Source organism: Methanovulcanius yangii (assembly GCF_018687785.1).
GTDB classification, from domain to species: Archaea; Halobacteriota; Methanomicrobia; order Methanomicrobiales; family Methanomicrobiaceae; genus Methanovulcanius; species Methanovulcanius yangii.
This window is the reverse complement of sequence record NZ_LTBL01000001.1, coordinates 19,669-37,921: the sequence shown is the minus strand read 5'-3', so window position 1 is coordinate 37,921 and position 18,253 is coordinate 19,669. Positions and strand designations below refer to the sequence as shown.

Sequence of the window (18,253 nt, the reverse complement as noted above, 5' to 3'; positions counted from 1 at the left end):
AAGACGAGGTGAGATACCAATGGAATGGACACCATATATCGCCGGGGCGGGAATAGGCATCCTGAGCTGGGTAGCATTTCTGCTCTCGAACAAACCGCTCGGGTGTTCGACTGCGTACGCACGGACGAGCGGGATGATCGAACGCCTCTTCCGGGGGAAGAAGACGGAGGAGAAACCCTACTACCGGAAGTTTGCCCCCGTCGTGGACTGGGAATGGATGCTGGTCGCGGGGGTCTTTCTCGGGGCATTTGCCGCGGCAATGCTGACGGGCGGATTCGCTTTGGAATGGGTGCCGACGCTCTTCGGTGACACCTTCGGGTATGACACGGCCCTCCGCCTCGCCGTCGCCTTTGCAGGCGGCATCCTCATGGGACTCGGCTCGCGCTGGGCGGGCGGATGCACCAGCGGGCACGGGATCAGCGGGACACTGCAGCTTGCGGTATCCAGCTGGATTGCCGTCGTTGTCTTCTTCATCTCAGGCATCGTGACGGCGTTTCTCCTGTACGGGGTGTTCTGGTGAGGTGTGACGATGACGCTTGACCACCTGCATGAAAACAACCGCCTGCAACTCGCCATCGGACTTCTCATCGGCCTCTGTTTCGGAGTATTCCTCTACATCGGGGGTGTGACCGAATACAACGTGATCCTCGGTCAGCTCCTCCTTACGGACTTTACGGTCGTCAAGGTGATGCTCACCGCGGTGCTCGTAGGGATGATCGGGATCTATCTGATGCTGGGCCGTGGACTGGTCGAACTGCACCCAAAGCCCGGCTCCATCGGATCGACGGTTGTAGGGGGCATCATCTTCGGGATGGGATTTGCCGTCCTCGGCTACTGCCCCGGCACCGTCGCCGGAGCGGTTGGCCACGGCGCCCTCGACGCCCTCTTCGGCGGGGTGACGGGGATTCTCGTCGGGGCGGGGATCTTTGCCGCGGCCTATCCCGCCCTCGACGAGAAGATCCTTTCCAGAGGTGTCTTCCGGTCCATGACGATCCCCGATGCCCTGAAGGTCAATCCGTGGTATGTCATCATTCCGTTCTGCATCCTGATTGCGGCGGTGCTCGCAGGACTGGAATATTTCGGCCTTTAGGCTGGCCGAGGCGTCCCGGACGGGGAATGCAGTCCGTATTGCCGTCCGGGACAAGTATTTTATTATGTTCGTCCCATTCTCTGACTATGAGTCTTCTGGCCGTCGACATCTACGCAGGCTTCTATACCCTTCTCCAGATTCTCACGTTCTTCTTTGAGGTTGCGGGAGCAGCCCTCATCATCTATGGCGGCATCAGGGCGGCCGTGTCGGTCATTCTTCTCGAATTCAACAAAGTCGACATCAAGTACAACCAGATTAGGATGTATCTGACAAGCAAGATTGTCTTCGGGCTTGAGTTTCTCATTGCAGCGGATATCCTTGCAACGATCATCGCCCCCACCCAGGAGGAGCTCATCATGCTTGCCGTGGTGGTCGTCATCAGGACCGTACTCGGGTATTTCCTTGAAAAAGAAGCAGTTGAGTTTAAAATAACATAGATGAAAAGTTGGTATAAGACTGAACAGACCGCAGGAAAGGCCCGCACCCGGTGTCGGAAACGCCTGATTGAAGGATTATCTCCTCTCTTCCCATAATACGACTATTCCCATGTACGAGCTGGTTTCCCCCGTCAAACCCATGATCGTCCTGAAGTACCTTGCAGTGCTGATGATGGGTGCGGGGGCGGCCCTTACAGTGCCCCTCATTGTTGCCATATACTTCGGGGATTTTTCCATTGCCTCCATTTACGCAGTCATCGGGTGCACAATCATCGCCCTTGGCTATCTCTTTCACCGCCTGCTTCCCGAGGCGGACCTCGAATGGAAGGAATCACTCGTCATTGCAGCGCTCATCTTCCCATTCACCGCTCTTCTGAGCGCCATCCCCTTCAGCCTCTCGACAGGGATGCCCTTTCTGGATGCCTTCTTCGAGGCGGTCTCGGGGGTGACCACAACCGGCCTCTCCGTTGCCCCGGCAGACGTCGGACCGGTATTTCTCTTCGCCCGGTCATGGCTCCAATGGATAGGCGGCATCGGCATCGTCATCATCATCCTGATGGTCTTCGTGACCCCCGGCATCAGCGCCTACCGTCTGTATGCCGTCAATGCCGGGGAGCAAAAGACCCGGCCGACAGTCATGGCAACGGCCACCCTGCTGGTGAAGATCTACTGTGTACTCACCGCAGTCTCATTTATTATCCTCATGTTCGGCGGCATGTCTCCCTTCGATGCCGTCTGTCATGCCCTCTCTTCCGTCTCCACAGGCGGCTTCTCCACAAAATCCGAGTCCGTCGCCGGATTTTCCGGATTTGTCATTCCATTTCTCATCACTATCAGCTGCCTGATGGGAGCGTTCAATTTCAGTCTCTATCCCAAAATGTTCGAGGATAAAAAGGCGTTTTTCACCGATATCCAGTTCAGGTATTTCCTGATTTTCGCTCTCGTCGGTATTCTTCTCATGATCTTCACCCTCGCAGGAAGCCTCCCGTTCGGTGAGGCGGTGTCGGTCACCGTGTTCCAGGCATTATCGGCACTGAGCACGGCCGGATTTGCTACGGTGGACATCAATATGCTGCCGGAGGGGGCAAAGGCAGTCCTTACCGTTCTGATGTGGGTCGGAGGGTCCGTCGGGTCAACGGCCGGCGGCATCAAGATCCTCAGGCTGGTCATCCTCCTGAAAGTCGTGCACCTGGTCTTCATCCGGTACTTCCTTCCAAGAGAGGCCCTCACCCCACTCAAAATTGGCGAAGAAGTGATTGAGAGCGAGATGGTCTACAACATCCTCACATTCGTCTTTCTCTACTCAATGATTCTCGTGACCTCCAGTTTTATCTTCATGCTCCATGGCTTCGGGCTGGATAACGCCCTCTTCGAGGTCTCGAGTGCGCTGGGGACCGTCGGTCTTTCCTGCGGCATCACCAGTGCAGCGATGCCGGATATCCTGAAAGGGGTGCTCATCATAGACATGCTCCTCGGAAGAATCGAGATCATACCACTCTTTATATTGTTCTTCCCCCGAACATGGGTTAAGAGGTAGGAACCATGCGGGTCATCATCGTTGAGGGCACAGCCCTCGGGGTCAACCTGGCCAAAATACTGATCCGGACCGGATCGGAAGTAATACTCATCGAGCGAAACCCGACTCTCGCAAAGGAACTCTCCGAGACGCTCGACTGCACTGTCATCAATGCGGAAGGAACCCGGCCCGATATCCTGGAGAAGGCGGAGATCGAGAAGGCGGATGCAATCGTTGCCTGCACCGATCACGACCAGGACAACATCATCATCGGGCTCATTGCAAAGGTCTTCAACGTCCCCAATATCATCATCACAACCGAAGATGTCGGATTTATGACGGTGGCAAAACGGCTGGGCTTTCATCATGTCGTCAACTCGCCGCAGACAACGTCCATTAGCATCTACCATACGCTGCGTGGCATCGACACCATAGAACTCTCGACGATGATGCGGGGAGACGTCCGGTTCATCAGCGTGATTGCAGGGAAGAAATTCGATGGGACCGAGCTGGCGGCGATTAGCCTCCCAAAAAACAGCGCCTTCATCGGCCTCTACAGGAACAGCGATTTTCTCCTGTACAACCAGAATCCGGTAGTAAAGGAGGGCGACGAGATCATCATCGCCACCCGTGTCGAGTTCGTCGAAAATATCTATGATGGATTCAGGGACGAGGAAGAAGGAGAGGAGACACCGGAACCGGCACCATAACGCCGGATACTCCAGAGGATTTCGGAGCCAACGACTGTCAATGAATTTCCTTTTTTGGTGCGGGAGTCACCCCGCATCACTTTTCTTCGCAGGAATGCAGGTCCATTTTGCAGAAATCCGTCCGGACGATGCGTCCGTTCCTGTCGACCCCATAATATTCCGGGTGGTCCAGTAGGCTGGACACATTGATGCCCAACTCGATCAGGTTTTCATAACTGAAAAGTACCGAGTGGGTTACATCACCGGAGAGGAAGGATACCTGCACGCCGTTGAAACTTTTTTGCGCCTTGAGGATCGGGTCCATGGACTCTGATATATACAGAGGAAATGATAATGGTTGCTCCACGGGCAGGCATGAATTATCGTGGGACCGGGGGATGAAAGACCCCTTTTAGTACTGGGGAGCGGGGGGAGATCCCACCTTCAATAGTCCATCGGCTGCAGATGTGCATGGGGCAGGCCGGTGACCGGGTCGTACTCGCAGATGGTGCACCCCTCCTTCGGCTCCTTTCCTTCCAGCAGTGCGATGAGGCAGTCCATGAAGGTGTTGACGCGGTTTACCATCGTTACGATGACGGTGTCCTGCCCAGCGGCCGTTTCGACGATGGTGCAGAGATCCTTCTCCGTCACACCGGCGGTGGTCTTTGCCCGCAGTTCGTCGGGCATCAGCTGCCGGAAGTGCTGCGTCCCGTGCCCGGCGAGCCATATATGGTCGATCCGGTCCCCGAAACGTTCGTTGATCTCCCTGGTGAAGTCCTCGAAAATCCGCACGCGGTCCACCCGGTCGGGGCGGAAATAGGCCACGAGCGAGAAGTTTTTCTCCGTCTTCGGAAGGATGTAATTCATGACCTGGATAAACGAGATGGGGTCGTTGATCTTCGCCCCGTCGAAATACTCGACCCCCTGAGGCCCCCTATGGATGGTGAACCGGTCCGTGATCTGCTCCAGAAAGACCTCAGGACCGAGGGATAAGCCGTAGCAGTACTCAAGGAAATAATCGATCAGATAGGCCGTTTCGGCACCCGGCAGGTGGCGTTTGCGTTTCGGAATCGGGATGTCATGGAAGGTGATGAGCCCGGGATACTGTTCTTCGAACTCACGGAACACCGGGACGACTATGTCATGCACCTGCCGGATCACCTCGCTGTAGTAGACATCCTTCTTCGACGGGGTGGCAAGCATGTTCTTCACAAAATTCGTGGTCATTTCGTGCAGGTCATCCCCGAGCCCCTCGGGGTGGTCGATCCTGATGTTCGGGATGATCACATGCTGCGGGTGAATAAGCTCGTGGACGTACTGCATCGTGTACGGGGTGATCGCCTGGTTCTCGAAGATCAGGGTATCGATATCATCGAACTCGAGGATGGCGGGGATGTTGTCGAAATCGAGGAAGACGGCAGTTTCGCGTTCGCGGTACAGGGGGATCTTCTCCCCGTTGTGGATGAGGAGCGGATGCTCCCCGGTCGTCTTGGCGAGGGTCTTTGCCCCGGCATGGATGCGGAGGGCCTCCTCGATCATCTCGACCGCCGAGGATTTACCGCGGGTGCCCTCGACGATGATGCGCTGTGGAATGGCCGCGATACGCTCACGGAAGTCCATTCCATCAATCAAGTGGTTCAGGTGGGGTACAAACGCTTTCATAGGTCACCTCGCATCAGACCACCATGGAGATACCGAATGCAAATCCCCAGACAAATATGAACTGGAGGACGAGCATCAGGACGCTGTTCGTACTGGAATCGAAGTCCACGCTGTCCTTGCGGATGTTATAGGCGATCAGCCCCGGGAAAAGGGAAAAGATCACCAGAGAGGGGATCGGTTCCGGGTACACCATCGAAACCAGCCAGGCGATGATGAAGGTCACTATGATCGAAAACATCATGACCATGTACAGGAGCCGTCTCCCGTAGAGGAGCGTCTGGCTTGAGATCACATTCACTGCGATGTAACAGAGCATGATGGCAACGATGATGACGGGCAGGGAGATCCAGTTCTCCATTGTATATACCACAATCAGCGGAACGGCAATGATCCCCCCGAGACGGTATCGCTTCCACTCATACAGGGCATACCCGAGCATGAATCCGAAAAGCATGGTCAGAACGGCTGCGGTGGTCGATATCATTAGTTGTATTTACAGAAGATTGCCATAAAGCGTTTTTGATTGGTGCAATGAAAAAATTGAGGACATTTTGTAATGAAAATGGGTTTGGGGCAAAAAAACAGGGATTATTATTGTCATGTCAGGGTAAGGAACAGGTCTCATTTTCACCACAGGTGATACCGTCGCGAAAATCCTAGCAGGAAGGGATGGCAATCACACCCGTCGAAAATCAAGTCTCCATCCACACCTTCATCTCGTACCGGTTCCCCTCGCCTGTCAGTGAATGGGTGGCCTCATCAAACGTGGACTGGAGAAGGGATGCCAGGGAAGAGCCTTCCTCCTGAAGAATATTGCGGGAGGGGGCGTGATCCGAGACCCTAATGAGAAGCTCTCCATCTTCATAGGAGCAGCTGAAGGCCAGATATCCGCGATGGGTGGGATAGCTGTTCTCCAGGATGTCCAGAAACACCTCCTCAATGGCGAGGCAGATGGCATCTATCTTCTCTTCCGGAATGCTGCAGGCGGTCATCTGTCGTTTCGTTGCATCGACAAGCGCAGATACGCCCGTGGCAGTCGCAAATTTCAGGCTGAATGCAATACAGCTGTTTCCCTCTTCGCTCATGTTTGTCTTCCTCTCCCTAAGCGGCTGGCTTTTGGATTCTATGTCATCATCACCGCCATATACCTTTTTGTCTGCCATCGGCCGGACCGGATACTCGCAGGGATGAGGAAGAGAGTGAAACAATAATGAGAATTGATTCCATATCATGACGATTGCAGGCATTCGCCGCAATTTTGTAATCTTCAGCCTGTCAATCCCTCTCATGGCATTTGTATAGGCTTCGGATGTGCCCAGAGGGTAGCGTATACCATCAATCCCCGTGAGCAGTATATTTCCGGGAGATATTCAGTAAAATACCGTCCATTTCCCCAGAGGCGCAAATATGGACCACAATCTTTAATGCGGGAAAGTCCTGTGGAGGAGGTGATCTACGGTGGCAGCCGGCCGGCACTCACCTCTGGATCGTCTCACAGCGAACCTGCGTGGCAGTTCAGAACGGGTACCCCCGAAACCGGGGACAAAACCGGCCGCATGCCCCGGGAGGTAGTACCGAAATGGCACAGATGATGAAACAGATTTCAGCAGAGCGGCGCTGGGATATAGCAACCAGGTGTGCGGACATGCTTCCGTTCGCCTATGAACAGGCGTTTATGAAGATTGCGCCGGAACATCGTAAGGAGTTCGATCAGGCGGAAAGGGAGATCTGGGGGCAGGTGGGTAGCAAACAGGGAGAAATCGCCAGACAGCTCGGATGTAATGTCTCCTCCGCAGGAGATGTGGCACGGACATTCCAGGAGATCTCCAGGGTTATGCTGGGTCCGCACCTTCGGGGACGGGTTGAAAAAGAGTCGAGTACCGGGGCGACCCTTATTACCGAGGAGTGCCCGATGGCATCAAATACCGCCCGCTTTGATGCGGAAGGGCGGCATACCTGTCAACTCTGTGGTGCGTATGGGAAGGCGGCAATCGAGAGCCTCAACCCGGATTTCCGCGTCACCTCGGACAGGCACATGTGCATGGGCGATCCCTCGTGCCGGATGACCATAGAGAAGTCCCGGAAATAACCTCTTTTTTTTCGCAGACGATTGGTATCTCTCCTCATTGCTTGTGCCTGAGTGTCTCCTCCCGTTCAATCTTGCCGTCACGCAGGCGGATAATCCGGTCAAAATATTCCCGGTGCCAGTCCTCATGGGAGACCATGATCACCGTCTGGTTCAGGTCCTCATTGATCTGACGGAAGAGATCCAGCACCACCCGTGAGTTCGTACTGTCAAGATTTGCACAGGGCTCGTCGGCAAAGAGAATGTCGGGGTTGTTCACCAGCGCACGGGCGATGGCGACCCGCTGCTGCTCCCCGCCGGAGAGTTCTGCAGGGAGGTGATCCTTCCTTTCGGAGAGCTCCACCCTATCGAGGTAATCATATCCCGATGCGTAGGCGGCGGCCAATGGCACGCCCCGTGCGATGGCGGGAAGAATGACATTCTCAATTGCCGTCAGCTCAGGGACCAGGGCATAATCCTGGAAGATGAACCCGAACGTATTGAGACGGAACTGTCCTTTCCGGTTATCGGAAAACTCCAGCACCTCCTGTCCGCCGATGGTGATATTCCCTTCGGTGGGCTCGTCCAGAAGACCAAGCATATGCAGGAGCGTCGATTTTCCCGAGCCGGACGACCCCATGATCCCGACGAATTCACCTGCTTTGATATCGAGGGAGACGCCGTTTAATGCATGCACCTTCACGAGACCCATCGTGTAGACCTTCTTCAGGTCGCGGGCGGTAATCATCAGGCACCTCTCATTGCATCGAGGATTTTTTCATTGGTGATCCGCCAGGCAGGAATGAATCCTGCAACCGCCGAGGAGACATACAGCATGACAGTGTTTTCAATGAGCATGCCCGCATCCACGATCGGGGTGACGGTCCCGTCCGGGAACTCGATCGGATAGGCGGTAAAGTAGAGCACCATCCCCTCGAGGAGGAGAAGTCCGAGAAGGACACCGAAGGTGGTGATAAAAAACACCTGCATCACGTACGAATTGATGATGACGCTTTTTTTTATCCCTATTGCCTTCAGAATTCCAATCTGCTTCCGGTTGGTGAAGGTCTTGATGGTGATCAAAATGAAGATCACCACGATTGCGATGATGAGGCTTCCGATGATGGTGATGTTGTTGATGATATTGAAGGACTCGACCGATTCGGCCACGATGTCCGATGTGGCATCCTCCCAGGTCTTCACCTGCTCACCCACCCCAAACCCGAGGATCATGCGCTTGAGGGCATTCAGGTCGGCGTCATCGGTCGCCTTGACGAGGATCTCGGTCGCCCGGGTGTTCGGCTCCGCCCCTCCGAGGACGCTCTCCATCTCATCGGCGGTCACAAACGCCATGTAGTCGGCAATATAGGATTTCGTCTGGACGATTCCCTTAATCCGGTACTCACGGACGACGCCGTTGGCGTACCTGACCGTGACCACATCGCCGACCGCGGCACCACCAAGAGAATCATAGAAATCCTTAGATTTGTCCTCATGCCCGGCCACGAGCACCCCGAGGAGGATCTCGTCCCGGTCCCCGCTCCCAAGGAAATTCCCGTCCTGCATATATTCATGAATCTTTGTCACTTCCACCTCATCGCGGGGGTCGAATGCCTTGATTTCGATGGAGACCACATTCTCCTCAAAATCCACCGAGGCGGGCATTGAATACCGTGCGGAGGCGCGGACGACGCCGGGAATCCGGTTCACCCGGCTGAGGAGGGTGTCGGCATCCTCGATATACCGTGCGTCCTCCCGCGGTTCGATCACGATATCCGAGGTCATGAAGTCGATGGTCTGGACATTGTACGACTCCACTGCCCCGGAGATGACCGATGGCAGGAAGATCATATTCGTAAAGACAAAGGCGATGACGATGATGTTCATCAGCACCCTGCCCCTGCCGCCCCGCTGCAGGGCTCGCGCCGCCAGAAACACCGAGACCCTGAGGTTCTCAAACATCAGCGCTCAGTCCTGTTCTTCCTTTTTCCGGTAGACGAAGTAGTACCAGCCACCGCCCGCCACGAGAGCGATGAGAAGGATGCCAAAGGCGACAGCCCCACCGTCACCGTTCGAGCGGACGGGCATCGTGAGGGGGAATTCCTCGATGTGCTCGCCCCAGTCATCTTCGTAGGTGACGGTCAGGGTATAGTCATAGTCCCGGGCATCCTCCGCATCGAGCGTAAATACGGCGGGGGCATCGTTGTCCGGCTTGATCTTCCCGATGAACGATTCCCTGTTGCCGGCAAACGGGAGATCGATCGACGCCTTCGTGGAGGTCGCATCCCCGGTACCGGTGTTCTCAAGGCGGATGATCAGGTCGTACTGGTCGCCCTGCATCACCCGCACCGGGTCCGTCTTGATGGAGGCGATCCCAAGTGCCGCACGACCACGGACGTCAAGGGAGACGGTATCCGTCTGGGAGACGAGAACGCCGTCGACGGTATAATAGCTCACGTCGAGGGCGACATCACGGATACCCGGTTCGAGGTCGGTGTCGGTGATCATATTCAGGATAAGGTCGGTTGACTCGCCTCCCTCAAGACTCTCCACATGATAGGAACCGGACGTCTTTGGAGCGAGCGACGGATCCGTCTCGACGATGCGGATGAATATGTCATCGGCGGAACTCTGACCGCCGTTGGTAACGCCGAGATGCACCTCCACCTCGTCACCCGGCCGCACATGGTCCTCACCGGACTGGCTGATGAGGAGCATCGGCTGCCTGACGACGGAGACCGGCACGTTCACATTGACCGGTATCGGATAGAGGAGGCTTTCGGCCCCCTGGACCCGTACCCTGAGGAGAGGGAAATAGATGCCATCCGTCTCAGGCGCCCGGATATAAAACGAGAGGCGGATGGACTGCTCCGGGCCGAGATCCCCCGAATATTGTGAGTTCCCTCCAAGCACATCGATATCCCTGCCACCATCGAGGTAGACGCTGTTGATGGTCGGGTTGACCTCGGTGCTCGTTGTCGTCTGGGTGGTGGAGGTCGTCGTCACCGACGCCTTCGCGGTATTTTCCAGTGTTACGGTAATGACACCGGTCTCCCCGGGCATGAGCACCGCGGGAGTCACCTCCGTATCGGTGATGATCACGGTCGGTTCATTGAGCCCGGCGAGTGCCGGGACGATACAGAGCAGCGCTATGCAGAGCAGAGCAGCGATTTCCTTCAACATCGTGTCTTCCTCTCCTGTTTGTGTCAATGATCCGGATTCTTATTATGGTTGCTATCTCCGGTATGACCAAATAATAATGAACATTGTTCATTATAAATTTTTGTAGTCATCATTATGAACGCGATATAGTTATAGGATAGGAGGACAAACAAACAGTATGCCAAAGGTGGTCCCGGAGTACAAGGAAGAGGCGAGGCGGCGCATCATCGGGGCAGCCCTGGAAATATTCATGAAGAAGGGCTACCGTGCGACAACGATGGCGGACATCGCCCGCGACGTAGGGGTGAGCAAGGGCGCCATCTACACCTATTTTCGCGGTAAAGAGGACCTCTTCGTCAAGGCAGCTGAATATACACGGGGAAAATTCGAACTGGAGTCGCTGGAGGAATTCCGGAACAACCGGGATCTCGATTTCTTCGATATGCTCTTCGGGATGGTAGAGACCTCGCTTTCCGGTAGGTTTACCCTGTCCCTTGAACTGATGTTTCTGTCGATCACCGACAACCACCTGAAACAATTCCTGCAGGAAGACGCCCGCGTGGATGCGGAAACCCTTCACAGATTTCTTGAGCAAATGCAAAAGGACGGGAGAATCCGGGCGGATGCCGACTGCGGGGAACTGAGCCGGTTTGTTACGACCCTTCTCTACGGACTATATCTCAGGGCGTTTCTCGGCTCCCCCCCGAGGAGTTGAGGGAGATATGGGACAACGCAATTGCTCCCTACCGGGTGCCGGAGTGAGGCATCCCCACCACCGGATCACCTGAGTCTCTCAACCTGTCGCCTCCGGGATCGCCTCCGGGAGATTATCGCCCATGGTCCCGCGGCGAGGAAATGGCGCTGAGAGTCTTATACCAGACATTCATGCTCTCAAAGGAACCGCATATACTGGTATTATTGACCAGCGTCCCCCCGAAGCGATATCCGGCGCGGGCAAAGAGAAGATTGACCGGGGGATACGCGGCGCGGGCGATGGTATAGGCGGTGCGTATCCCTGCCTCTTTCATCGCTCCTTCCATATGCCGGAGAAGGCACGACGATATCCCCTGTCCCCGGTATGCCGGAAGGACGGCCAGATCCGTCATTTCGGCGTTCATCGCCTGCGGGTCCATCTCGGCAGAAGAGGCAGCGATCACCGTCCCCTCATGTTCCACGATAAAATACCTGACGCTATCAGCCATCGTCTCACGGATATACCGCGGGTCGGTGATGGGAAACGGATAGGTCTCAAAGACCTGTCCGTAGAGTGCTGCCAGATACTTCGCATCACCAGGCCCGGCCCGGGTAATATGCCATTTCGGACAGGATGATTTGCTGCCGGAGTCGCCGGCATGTGCGAGGGCATCTGCGACCACCTGGCCGATCTCCGGGTCCGCAGAATCGCGGCGATCCTCGTGGAAATACTTCCCCAGAAAAACACCATCCTCAACACCATGGAAAAACCCGGGCACCCGTGCCTCAATACGATACCCGGCGGCTAAAAATTCCCGGACCGTGAAGGCAGGAACCTTTGCGAAGATCTTCGAGTACCCTCTGTCAGATGCGAGGTCGTCGAGGTGGGGGACAAGGGAGGACGCGTCCTCCCGCGAGAGTTTCATCAGGTAGATACGGTCGTTGAGCCGTCCGTGCTGGATGACCGAGGACCCTATCGTCGTAATGGTATCAGTCGTCATCCCTGCGGTCCACGCGGTCGGTGTTCTGCGGAACGAGAAGAATCGTCTCATCATAATCACAGAGGAGCTTTCCAATTCCCACCGCCTCCGATTCATCGGCATCGTCCAGCTTCAGCTGCAGGGTGCAGGCCTCACAGTTCCGGTCACAGAAAACATTGCGGTAGCAGTCCGGTTCACGATATGTCGAGATGACGCCCTCGTAATTACGCAGGACTACTTTGTTCGTCGACCAGGAGATGAGATAATTGGGCATGATGGGTATCTTGCCCGCTCCGCCGGGAGCATCGATGACATAGGTGGGAACGGCAAATCCACTGGTGTGGCCTATGAGGCTTTCGATGATCTCAATGCCCTTCCCAACGGGAGTGCGGAAATGCGCAAGTCCCTCCGAGAGATCGCACTGGTAGAGGTAGTAGGGGCGAACGCGGTTGTGTACGAGTTTGTGCACGAGGCTCTTCATGATCCGCGGACAGTCGTTCACCCCGGCAAGAAGGACCGTCTGGTTCCCGAGGGGGATGCCTGCATCCGCGAGTTTCTTCAGTGCTTCCCGGGATGAAGCCGTGATCTCACGTGGATGATTGAAATGCGTGTTGATATAGAGCGGGTGATGTTTTTTCAGGATGGCGACGAGCTCATCGGTAATCCTGTACGGGAGCACGACAGGCACCCGTGAACCGATACGTACCACCTCGACATGCTCGATGGCTGAAAGTTCGGACAGTATCCAGTCAAGATAATCGTCCGGAAGCATCAACGGATCGCCCCCGGAGAGAAGTACATCACGGACTTGCGGATGATCTGCGATATATGCTATGCCCTTTTTGATATCCGCGACATCAGGAATCGAATCAATATCCCCAACCTTGCGTTTTCGGGTACAGTGTCTGCAGTACATGGCGCAGATATTACTCACCAGAAAGAGCACCCTGTCGGGATACCGGTGGGTGATGCAGGGGACAGGGCTGTCCGCATCCTCGGCAAGGGGATCGGGCAGGTCGTATTCTTCGACAATGAGTTCGGAGATCGAAGGAAAGGCCTGCATGAAGACAGGATCATTATCATAATCACCTGCCTCAATGAGGGAGAGATAATATGGCGTGATGCAAAGAGGAAAGCGTGCAATGGTCTCTTCAAGCTCTTCACGGCGGTCAGCCGGGAACTGAATGCCAAGGAGGCGTTCAACCGTGTCAATGTCACGGATGGAGTGGCCAATTTGCCACTCCCAGTCTTTCCAGTTTGATTTGAGTGTTTCGGGATCGATTCGTTCGGCGATTTTCTGCTGATTTGATGAATACACGTGCATAAAAAAACATTCCCTGGAGGGTGGTCCGGTCTTCTAACCTATCTGTGCCATCCATATTAAGTGTTGAGGAAAAACCCAATAATTTTGTCCGGATGGGCAAAATACGTTCGAATTGAGATATTTTTGATCTCCCCCCCCGAATTGCAAATTGCGCTGATCTCAGCCATGGTATCCCTGTATCGGGGCAGGAGATCCCCCCCTTACATATTCCCGGACAATACCCTGATCATTTGGAAGATCACCACATTTACATGGCCAAAAGTGAGTTTCAACCCAAATTACGCATCAGTTTTCGATTCAATCCATTCCGGGGATTTTCTGTGATGCCCCATATTCCCGTATTGCCAAACCACCGTCACCGTCGCATCCGGCAACCCGAGAGGAGAGCGCAGACGGGAGGGAGGAGAAAAGCCTGACCACCCGTGCAGCAGCCGTCGTAGACGCCGGTAATATTTTTTATATCATCACCTGCACTATTCCCTCATCCTCGTAAAGGGGTGATACCATTGAAAAAAGAAGAGTACAGGAGCATATTATCCGGAGCAATTGAAAAAGAGGTGGAATCCTACACCTTCTACCGCGAGATCGAAAGCTGCACAAATGACGAGACCCTGAAGAAGATCTTTGGAGAACTCGCAGACGAAGAACGCAAACACAGGGAAACCCTTGAGGAATTCCTGACAAAACCGATCAAGTCCCTGGAGTTCGACGAGGCACAGGACTACAAGATATCCGAAACCCTCGAACTTCCGACGATGACGACGGAGATGAAACCCGCCGACGGTATTGCACTGGCCATCAAAAAAGAGGAACTCTCACGCGATATGTACCGGGAACTGGCCGAGCTGAGTACCGGGCCGCAGCAGAAGCAGATCTTCACGAACCTGGCCAACATGGAGTCGCATCACAAGGCACGCCTGGAAGACATATTCACGAACATGGCATTCCCTGAAGTCTGGTAGACGCACTGCTTAATTTCCGCAAAAACGACAACTGCCAACGGAGGGGGGGGGCGGTTGTCTCTGCGCGACAGGCATACCACAAAGACGGACGGCCGTTTCGACAGCCCCGGACCCATTCGTTGAAGGAGGACGAAACCGCACGCGGGCAACCCTTTGCCTCCGCCACGGCAGGTATTTTGGCGCGGCACCACACAATCAGATATATGGATGTGAAGAGCAGTGCTATCAGGACATACCGGACCTTCCTGCAGATAATTCCCCAGATCATCGGCATAATTCTTCTCATCAGCCTTGCACTGACACTCATTCCGCCGGAGATGTATGGGACGGTATTTACCGGAAACCCTGTTGCCGATCCCTTTGCGGGGGCGACGATCGGCAGTATTGCAGCAGGAAACCCGGTCACGAGCTACGTCATCGGAGGAGAGCTCCTGAATTTCGGCGTAAGCCTCACAGCAGTGACCGCTTTTATCATCGCCTGGGTGACGGTGGGCCTCATCCAATTGCCGGTCGAGATGAATACTCTCGGAAGCAGGTTTGCAATCACACGCAACCTCTGCGGGTTTTTCTTTGCCGTCATCATCGCCGTCCTCACACAGGCCACCCTCATCCTGATAGGGGTGGGGGCATGAACGGGATGCAGAAAAAGACCTCGCAGGGAGACAGGATGAAAGACAACGGCACCGGTCCGAAGGGCGGGAGGGGGCAACCGGCGTTTCCCATGATCTTTCTGGGAATTGCCGTTGCATGCTACCTCATCCTGGCATTCCGGGATTACGGGGTCTTCAGTGAAGCCGTCCGGACATTCATCGGGATCATCCTCCAGATTCTCCCGGTCCTGGTTCTGGTCTTCGTGTTGTTCTTCGTAATCGACCTCTTTGTTCGTCCGCAGGCGATTGCCCGCCACCTGGGATATGAATCGGGTATCAAGGGATGGATTCTTGCAGTGGTGGCAGGCATCATCGCAACCGGCCCCGTCTATGTATGGTATTCAATGCTTGCCGATTTCCAGGAAAAGGGCATGCGCATCGCATTTTCGGGGGTCTTTCTCTATATGCGTTCGGTAAAGCTGCCGTTCATCCCCCTGATGATCTACTATTTCGGCGGTGCCTTCACTGCCGTCCTGACCCTCTACCTGATTATCTTCTCCTTTTTTGCAGGCATCTGCTGCGAAAAAGCGGTCCTGTGGGTCGGCCGGAGCCGTTGACCACCGGTTCGCCCATTCAGAACACCACGTGAATAATTCGATCAGGTGACCTGGGCGCTGCGACTCGGGGCGCCCGGTCCCAATCCGCCGCTCCCACTCTTCCTTCCTGAGGATCACCTCTCCCTGAAGCGGATGACATCCTGCATATCGGAGCGCAGATAGGCCTCCGCCTCGGAGAGGACTCCTCCTTTCATCCGTGTGAATAAAAATCCAAAGACCGGATACCGGGGATACTCTACCGGACGCAATTCAAGCGGTTCGGAAAACCCTGCGACAAAGGTTTCGTAATCAAACCCGGCAATCGTCTCCGGGACCGTGCCCGCAGGCGGCTGCACCACCAAGAGGGCATACACATCATCACCCACTTCCTGCAGCAACCGATCCCAGTCGGGCACCATCCCTTCGAAATAGAACCTGTAGACATTAATGCCCCAGGCATATTCCGCAATGTCCGTCGTGCACCACCCGGCAAAGCGGAGGGGGTTCACCTCGATGGGAACGACCTTTCCGTCATCATTCACCCGCAATTCAATATGCAGGGGAAAATTTGTGATTCCCATCAGTGCCTGAATCCGCCGGAGAAGGTGGGTTACCGGCGCAAGCTGCTCCGCAACAATCTTCCTTGAGGTCAGATAGACCCGGTCGTCGACATCATCAACTGAGGAGAAGAGATGGGCAAGAATATTGAGTACCACCGGTTCACCCTGCGCATTAAAATACGCATCCACCGCAAGTTCCGTTCCTTCGATATACTCTTCGATGATGAAGGTCCCGGCGTCACAGACTTCCGGCGGATAGCCTGCAGCGATATCTTCCATACCCGTCTTTATGGCGTCAAGGACGTCCGTCCATTCCTCGTCCGTGCGGACGACATGCACACCCGCACTGAAGAAGCCAACCGCCGGTTTGATGACAAACGGTTTCGGGAGGAGCGCAACATCAAGCATATCCAGTTCTCCGAAGGGGACCGACCGGAAGAAAAACGTAGGATACAGGCCGGAGATGAGTTTTCGAAATGCTGCCTTGTCCTTGAAGAGGGCGATGGTTTTCGCAAGGTCCGTTTCGCCCAGATGCTCCGCAATCCATCCTATCGCATGCTCCGAGTTGGTATACATCCGGCAATCGCCCTCGTGTACGCACCGCACTACTTCAGCTCCGTCGACGAGGCGCATCCGTCCGTCCGTGTTCATTCTCACTGATGTTGCATTTCTGAGAACAGGAAGGTCCATCGTCACTATGGTGTCCACAAGATACCGGGATACATAGGGTTCATCCAGTACTATCAAACCTCATCAGTCCTGTATTCATTTGCAGGACGAATGGCAAAAGAATGCCGGAAGAGGCGGTATTCACCCTCCCGGCCCCCCGGACATCTTCTCAGCCCCCATGGGGATGCATCGCCGGTGACTGCTTGCCGGTGTCGCACCGGGAAGGGTCTGCCACATTTATCTGTCCGAACACTCCATTCTGCCATGTACGCTGTGCACGGCAGGTTTTGCCGGGCCATCCGCATCTGCCTGCAGCTGTCAGCCGGTGCGGGAGGAAATACTCTGAGATGGGATATTTGGAGAAGAGATGACTTTGAATGCGACAGACTGGAATACAAAATGGAAGCGGCAGTGGAACAGGTACCGCGATGCCAGCATGGAACAGACAGGGGCTGCCTACTGGGACAACGAGGATGCGGCACGTGATTATTACCGGAAATCACTGGAGCATCGTAATGCCCGTGTCGACCCCGTTCTCGCCGGCCTTCCTCTGGCCCCCACTGCCCGCGTGCTGGACATCGGGGCAGGACCGGGGTCAATTACCATCCCGCTTGCCCGGAAGGTCGCTCACGTCACCGCCGTCGAACCATCGGGGGGGATGTATACCGTACTCCGGGAGAACCTAGCGACCGAAAGTGTGTCAAACGTCGACACCCTGCAGAAACTCTGGGAGGATGTGGATGTTTCCGCCGATCTGGATGGGCCATATGACATCGTCTTTGCCAGAAACTCCCTGAACGTGCCGGATATCAAAGATGCCATCGGGACGATGATTGCAGCCTCGTCAGACTATCTCGCCATCTATTGGTTTGCGGGCCTGACCCCCTGGGAGATGATGTCATGTGCCCTGTGGCCGGCACTCCACGGCAGGGAATTTGCCAGCCCGCCGAAATGCGACATCATATACAACCTGCTCTATAGCATGGGGATTTACCCCAGTGTCGAATCCGTACCCTTCCCCCACACCTATGTCTTCCCGACCTCCGAGGCAGCCGTGGAGTACTTTGCCCCCCAGGTCCTTGCAGCCACCACGGCCCAGAAGGACGTGCTCCGACAGTATATTCTGGCCCATATGGGAAGTGACGGCACCACATACACCATCCCCGGACACTCTCATCATGTGAAGATCTGGTGGAGAAAGAGGGAGTCGCCGCCGTCGGACTGAGCACCAGATGCCATCAGGGCCCCCTTCTCCATA

General features: G+C 55.2%; 21 protein-coding genes. 11 read left to right on the top strand and 10 right to left on the bottom strand.

Going from position 1 to position 18,253, the window contains the following annotated elements; genetic code table 11:
- Positions 1-19 precede the first annotated feature (19 nt).
- The 5 genes from AZH53_RS00225 (at position 20) to AZH53_RS00205 (ending at position 3,753) form a co-directional block, all read left to right on the top strand.
- Positions 20-520 carry a YeeE/YedE thiosulfate transporter family protein gene (locus tag AZH53_RS00225; protein WP_319641545.1) on the top strand — a complete coding sequence of 167 codons (501 nt, stop codon included), beginning with the start codon at positions 20-22 and terminating at the stop codon, positions 518-520.
- Between the two features lie 9 nt (positions 521-529).
- Complete coding sequence (locus tag AZH53_RS00220; protein WP_319641544.1) at positions 530-1,090, top strand: YeeE/YedE thiosulfate transporter family protein; 561 nt, start codon at positions 530-532, stop codon at positions 1,088-1,090.
- Between the two features lie 86 nt (positions 1,091-1,176).
- Positions 1,177-1,527 (top strand): DUF1622 domain-containing protein, encoded by a 351-nt coding sequence (locus AZH53_RS00215; RefSeq protein WP_319641543.1) that lies wholly within the window; start codon positions 1,177-1,179, stop codon positions 1,525-1,527.
- A 109-nt stretch (positions 1,528-1,636) separates the two neighbouring features.
- A complete protein-coding gene (locus AZH53_RS00210) occupies positions 1,637-3,064 on the top strand; it encodes a TrkH family potassium uptake protein (protein ID WP_319641542.1) in 1,428 nt (475 codons plus the stop codon).
- Between the two features lie 5 nt (positions 3,065-3,069).
- Entirely contained in the window at positions 3,070-3,753 is a 684-nt protein-coding gene (locus tag AZH53_RS00205; RefSeq protein WP_319641541.1) for a potassium channel family protein, read from the top strand.
- Between the two features lie 76 nt (positions 3,754-3,829).
- Here the strand turns inward: AZH53_RS00205 and AZH53_RS00200 are convergent, their stop codons facing one another.
- From AZH53_RS00200 to AZH53_RS00185, 4 genes are all read right to left on the bottom strand, one after another.
- Entirely contained in the window at positions 3,830-4,057 is a 228-nt protein-coding gene (locus AZH53_RS00200; protein ID WP_319641540.1) for a hypothetical protein, read from the bottom strand.
- A gap of 119 nt (positions 4,058-4,176) precedes the next feature.
- Positions 4,177-5,394 (bottom strand): hypothetical protein, encoded by a 1,218-nt coding sequence (locus AZH53_RS00195; protein ID WP_319641539.1) that lies wholly within the window; start codon positions 5,392-5,394, stop codon positions 4,177-4,179.
- Between the two features lie 13 nt (positions 5,395-5,407).
- The gene (locus AZH53_RS00190) at positions 5,408-5,878 is read right to left on the bottom strand and encodes a poly-gamma-glutamate biosynthesis protein PgsC/CapC (protein WP_319641538.1); all 471 of its coding nucleotides are present in this window, start codon (positions 5,876-5,878) and stop codon (positions 5,408-5,410) included.
- 208 nt (positions 5,879-6,086) lie between these two features.
- Complete coding sequence (locus AZH53_RS00185) at positions 6,087-6,557, bottom strand: ATP-binding protein (RefSeq protein ID WP_319641537.1); 471 nt, start codon at positions 6,555-6,557, stop codon at positions 6,087-6,089.
- 416 nt (positions 6,558-6,973) lie between these two features.
- Here AZH53_RS00185 and AZH53_RS00180 point away from each other — a divergent pair, with 416 nt between their 5' ends.
- Positions 6,974-7,483 carry a hypothetical protein gene (locus AZH53_RS00180; protein WP_319641536.1) on the top strand — a complete coding sequence of 170 codons (510 nt, stop codon included), beginning with the start codon at positions 6,974-6,976 and terminating at the stop codon, positions 7,481-7,483.
- Between the two features lie 34 nt (positions 7,484-7,517).
- On the opposite strand, the gene AZH53_RS00175 is transcribed toward AZH53_RS00180, so the two are convergent.
- Genes AZH53_RS00175 through AZH53_RS00165 form a run of 3 tightly spaced genes read right to left on the bottom strand, consistent with a single transcriptional unit; the run spans position 7,518 to position 10,642 of the window.
- Positions 7,518-8,207, bottom strand: a complete 690-nt coding sequence (locus tag AZH53_RS00175; RefSeq protein ID WP_319641535.1) for an ABC transporter ATP-binding protein — start codon at positions 8,205-8,207, stop codon at positions 7,518-7,520.
- Complete coding sequence (locus AZH53_RS00170; protein ID WP_319641534.1) at positions 8,207-9,421, bottom strand: ABC transporter permease; 1,215 nt, start codon at positions 9,419-9,421, stop codon at positions 8,207-8,209. The genes AZH53_RS00175 and AZH53_RS00170 overlap by 1 nt, the downstream gene beginning before the upstream one ends.
- A 6-nt stretch (positions 9,422-9,427) precedes the next feature.
- Positions 9,428-10,642: a COG1361 S-layer family protein gene (locus AZH53_RS00165; RefSeq protein ID WP_319641533.1), complete on the bottom strand. Its 1,215-nt coding sequence runs from the start codon at positions 10,640-10,642 to the stop codon at positions 9,428-9,430.
- A 157-nt stretch (positions 10,643-10,799) separates the two neighbouring features.
- Between AZH53_RS00165 and AZH53_RS00160 the strand changes: the two genes are divergently transcribed.
- Complete coding sequence (locus tag AZH53_RS00160; protein ID WP_319641532.1) at positions 10,800-11,336, top strand: TetR/AcrR family transcriptional regulator; 537 nt, start codon at positions 10,800-10,802, stop codon at positions 11,334-11,336.
- Positions 11,337-11,448: 112 nt separating this feature from the next.
- Here AZH53_RS00160 and ablB read toward each other — a convergent pair whose 3' ends face one another.
- Together ablB and kamA are read right to left on the bottom strand one after the other, a co-directional pair.
- Positions 11,449-12,369, bottom strand: a complete 921-nt coding sequence (gene ablB / locus AZH53_RS00155) for a putative beta-lysine N-acetyltransferase (protein ID WP_319641531.1) — start codon at positions 12,367-12,369, stop codon at positions 11,449-11,451.
- A complete protein-coding gene (gene kamA, locus AZH53_RS00150) occupies positions 12,305-13,618 on the bottom strand; it encodes a lysine 2,3-aminomutase (protein ID WP_319641530.1) in 1,314 nt (437 codons plus the stop codon). Before kamA ends, ablB begins: the two co-directional genes overlap by 65 nt.
- Before the next feature lie 497 nt (positions 13,619-14,115).
- On the opposite strand from kamA, the gene AZH53_RS00145 reads away from it, so the two are divergent.
- The 3 genes from AZH53_RS00145 to AZH53_RS00135 all read left to right on the top strand — a co-directional run bounded on the left by AZH53_RS00145 (position 14,116) and on the right by AZH53_RS00135 (position 15,787).
- Positions 14,116-14,580, top strand: coding sequence for a ferritin family protein (locus AZH53_RS00145; protein ID WP_319641529.1), 465 nt, complete (start codon positions 14,116-14,118; stop codon positions 14,578-14,580).
- 203 nt (positions 14,581-14,783) lie between these two features.
- Positions 14,784-15,212: a hypothetical protein gene (locus AZH53_RS00140; protein ID WP_319641528.1), complete on the top strand. Its 429-nt coding sequence runs from the start codon at positions 14,784-14,786 to the stop codon at positions 15,210-15,212.
- Positions 15,209-15,787 carry a hypothetical protein gene (locus AZH53_RS00135; protein WP_319641527.1) on the top strand — a complete coding sequence of 193 codons (579 nt, stop codon included), beginning with the start codon at positions 15,209-15,211 and terminating at the stop codon, positions 15,785-15,787. The genes AZH53_RS00140 and AZH53_RS00135 overlap by 4 nt, the downstream gene beginning before the upstream one ends.
- 113 nt (positions 15,788-15,900) lie before the next feature.
- Here AZH53_RS00135 and AZH53_RS00130 read toward each other — a convergent pair whose 3' ends face one another.
- Complete coding sequence (locus AZH53_RS00130) at positions 15,901-17,073, bottom strand: ATP-grasp domain-containing protein (protein ID WP_319641526.1); 1,173 nt, start codon at positions 17,071-17,073, stop codon at positions 15,901-15,903.
- Between the two features lie 289 nt (positions 17,074-17,362).
- Here AZH53_RS00130 and AZH53_RS00125 point away from each other — a divergent pair, with 289 nt between their 5' ends.
- Positions 17,363-18,220 (top strand): class I SAM-dependent methyltransferase, encoded by an 858-nt coding sequence (locus AZH53_RS00125; RefSeq protein ID WP_319641525.1) that lies wholly within the window; start codon positions 17,363-17,365, stop codon positions 18,218-18,220.
- Positions 18,221-18,253 lie beyond the last annotated feature (33 nt).

What these genes read in the sequence shown, in the direction of transcription:
- AZH53_RS00225 (WP_319641545.1), top strand. Translation starts at nt 20, where the DNA reads ATGGAATGGACACCATATATCGCCGGGGCGGGAATAGGCATCCTGAGC.
- AZH53_RS00220 (WP_319641544.1), top strand. Translation starts at nt 530, where the DNA reads ATGACGCTTGACCACCTGCATGAAAACAACCGCCTGCAACTCGCCATC.
- AZH53_RS00215 (WP_319641543.1), top strand. Translation starts at nt 1,177, where the DNA reads ATGAGTCTTCTGGCCGTCGACATCTACGCAGGCTTCTATACCCTTCTC.
- AZH53_RS00210 (WP_319641542.1), top strand. Translation starts at nt 1,637, where the DNA reads ATGTACGAGCTGGTTTCCCCCGTCAAACCCATGATCGTCCTGAAGTAC.
- AZH53_RS00205 (WP_319641541.1), top strand. Translation starts at nt 3,070, where the DNA reads ATGCGGGTCATCATCGTTGAGGGCACAGCCCTCGGGGTCAACCTGGCC.
- AZH53_RS00200 (WP_319641540.1), bottom strand. Translation starts at nt 4,057, where the DNA reads ATGGACCCGATCCTCAAGGCGCAAAAAAGTTTCAACGGCGTGCAGGTA.
- AZH53_RS00195 (WP_319641539.1), bottom strand. Translation starts at nt 5,394, where the DNA reads ATGAAAGCGTTTGTACCCCACCTGAACCACTTGATTGATGGAATGGAC.
- AZH53_RS00190 (WP_319641538.1), bottom strand. Translation starts at nt 5,878, where the DNA reads ATGATATCGACCACCGCAGCCGTTCTGACCATGCTTTTCGGATTCATG.
- AZH53_RS00185 (WP_319641537.1), bottom strand. Translation starts at nt 6,557, where the DNA reads ATGGCAGACAAAAAGGTATATGGCGGTGATGATGACATAGAATCCAAA.
- AZH53_RS00180 (WP_319641536.1), top strand. Translation starts at nt 6,974, where the DNA reads ATGGCACAGATGATGAAACAGATTTCAGCAGAGCGGCGCTGGGATATA.
- AZH53_RS00175 (WP_319641535.1), bottom strand. Translation starts at nt 8,207, where the DNA reads ATGATTACCGCCCGCGACCTGAAGAAGGTCTACACGATGGGTCTCGTG.
- AZH53_RS00170 (WP_319641534.1), bottom strand. Translation starts at nt 9,421, where the DNA reads ATGTTTGAGAACCTCAGGGTCTCGGTGTTTCTGGCGGCGCGAGCCCTG.
- AZH53_RS00165 (WP_319641533.1), bottom strand. Translation starts at nt 10,642, where the DNA reads ATGTTGAAGGAAATCGCTGCTCTGCTCTGCATAGCGCTGCTCTGTATC.
- AZH53_RS00160 (WP_319641532.1), top strand. Translation starts at nt 10,800, where the DNA reads ATGCCAAAGGTGGTCCCGGAGTACAAGGAAGAGGCGAGGCGGCGCATC.
- ablB (WP_319641531.1), bottom strand. Translation starts at nt 12,369, where the DNA reads ATGATGAGACGATTCTTCTCGTTCCGCAGAACACCGACCGCGTGGACC.
- kamA (WP_319641530.1), bottom strand. Translation starts at nt 13,618, where the DNA reads ATGCACGTGTATTCATCAAATCAGCAGAAAATCGCCGAACGAATCGAT.
- AZH53_RS00140 (WP_319641528.1), top strand. Translation starts at nt 14,784, where the DNA reads ATGGATGTGAAGAGCAGTGCTATCAGGACATACCGGACCTTCCTGCAG.
- AZH53_RS00135 (WP_319641527.1), top strand. Translation starts at nt 15,209, where the DNA reads ATGAACGGGATGCAGAAAAAGACCTCGCAGGGAGACAGGATGAAAGAC.
- AZH53_RS00125 (WP_319641525.1), top strand. Translation starts at nt 17,363, where the DNA reads ATGACTTTGAATGCGACAGACTGGAATACAAAATGGAAGCGGCAGTGG.